The 561-nt window shown below is 69.2% G+C and carries 1 protein-coding gene; it reads right to left on the bottom strand.

Annotated features, from left to right (window positions below; all coding sequences use genetic code 11):
* Positions 1-49: 49 nt before the first annotated feature.
* The coding region (locus AAE045_RS24055) for a 2-dehydro-3-deoxygalactonokinase (protein ID WP_455549814.1) at positions 50-561 on the bottom strand (512 nt) is incomplete at its 5' end.

The raw sequence follows: 561 nt of genomic DNA, 5'->3' as shown, positions 1-561 counted from the left end.
AGCCGACCAATTCTAGAACAGGTTGTGCCTGAATGCTGGGGCCGTGCGCTCAGCCGAGCAGGCCGCGCTGCCGCGCAAGACGGTACAGGCCCCGCGCCGCAAGGCTTTCAGGCGCATCGACGGGGGTCCTGTCGAGCACCTTCAGCGCGTGGGCATAGCGCGTGGTCAGCGTGGTATTGCCCACCAGGTGCACCTCGGCCCCGGGCGCGGCCAGGTCGCGGATTTCATGGCCGAGCAACAGGCCGGAGAGATAGGAGGGGGCGGCCGAAGGCGCGAGACGCTCGAACAGGCCCAACGCACGCACGCCGAACAGGTGGTGCAGCAGGCCACCGGCATCGCCGCTGCGCTGCACGCCTTGGGCGAAGGCGATGGCATCGAAACCATCGCCGTCGTCCATCAGGCGGCCGAGCAGGCTGTGCTGGCGCAGCAGCGCGAACACCTCGCCAGTCATGGCGGTCGCAAAACCGGTGATCGCCCCATCGTGCCGCGTTGCCCCCTGGCGGTGCGTACCAGGCAGGCAGACATGGGCGTGGCCTGCGCGGGGGGCCAGGCCGACTAATT

It is taken from the genome of Dryocola clanedunensis (assembly GCF_038405435.1).
Lineage (GTDB): Bacteria > Pseudomonadota > Gammaproteobacteria > Enterobacterales > Enterobacteriaceae > Dryocola > Dryocola clanedunensis_A.
This window is presented reverse-complemented; position numbering and strand designations above follow the sequence as displayed.